A 383-nucleotide genomic window follows, 5' to 3' on the forward strand; every position below is an offset into this window, starting at 1 on the left:
GAAGGCTATATCGAGAAACTGCACATTACCCCCGCCAATGCCCATGAGTGCAAACACCTGTCGCCTTTGTTGGAAGGTCTATCCAAAGGTACGACCGTCTATGCCGACAAAGGCTATGACAGTGAGGAAAACCGGCAACATCTGGAAGAGCGTCGACTGCAGGACGGCATTATGCGCAAAGCACACCGCAAACATCCGCTGTCGGAAGCGCAAACCAAACGCAACCGATATTTATCGAAAACCCGTTATGTGGTTGAACAAAGCTTCGGTACGCTGCACCGTAAATTCCGCTATGCCCGGGCAGCCTATTTCGGACTGAGCAAAGTGAGTGCACAAAGCCATCTAAAGGCGATGTGTTTGAACCTTTTGAAAGCCGCCAACAG

General features: G+C 50.9%; 1 protein-coding gene. It reads left to right on the forward strand.

Annotated features, from left to right (window positions below; all coding sequences use genetic code 11):
* A partial coding sequence (locus ACTHSX_RS10520) for a transposase (RefSeq protein ID WP_440377611.1) occupies positions 1-383 on the forward strand: 383 nt, incomplete at both ends.

It is taken from the genome of Neisseria sp. P0014.S002, assembly GCF_051958295.1.
In the GTDB taxonomy this organism is placed as follows: Bacteria; Pseudomonadota; Gammaproteobacteria; order Burkholderiales; family Neisseriaceae; genus Neisseria; species Neisseria flavescens_B.